Here is a 653-nt window from a genome sequence, read left to right on the forward strand (position 1 = left end):
CCTGCGGCAGGCCGCTCCGGCCATCGCCGCGGGCACCGCCGCCTGGCTCGCCCGGCCCGACGACGTACGGCAGACCCTCGCCACGCTGACGGCCCACCCGCAGACGGCGAACCGGGGATCAGGCCATCTGCGGGCCGTGCAGCAGGGGTTGCAGGATCTGGTGCTGGCCAGGCTGGCGGCGGCCGGTGACGGCAGTCGGCCGCTCCCGCCGCAGGTGCTCGGCCAGCTTCGGGGCGTCCTCGTGGGCAACTTCACGAGGGCGGTGCAGGGCATGTCCGCCGCCCAGATCGACAACGAGCTGGTCCAGTACGGCATTCAGGGCGTGACCCACGCGGAGGACCTGGACCCGGCCGACCTCCAGACCCGCTATCTGCAAGCCGTTTCGATGCCGGGCGCCCCGACCCCGCCCGCCGGCGCCGTGCCGAGCAACCGGCGGATGTTCGCCTATCTCCGTGCGGTGAACGCGCTGCCGACGCTCGCCGCCATGACGCCGGACGAGCGTCGTTCGCTGCTGATCGCCGGGTACCACCGCAGCACCGCCCCCCTCACCGACGACGAGGAGGCCGTACTCGACCACGCGGTGCGCAACTGGTCGGCCGCGTGGGCGCACCCGGTCGGCGACACCTTCCTGCCGCTGCTCGCCGACACCCTCG

Annotated in this window: 1 protein-coding gene; it reads left to right on the forward strand. The window is 73.8% G+C overall.

All coding sequences use genetic code 11. The features are described from left to right. A partial coding sequence (locus OC490_RS49115) for a hypothetical protein (protein ID WP_262064563.1) occupies window positions 1-653 on the forward strand: 653 nt, incomplete at both ends.

Source organism: Streptomyces sp. STR69, from assembly GCF_024519455.1.
Classification (GTDB): domain Bacteria; phylum Actinomycetota; class Actinomycetes; order Streptomycetales; family Streptomycetaceae; genus Streptomyces.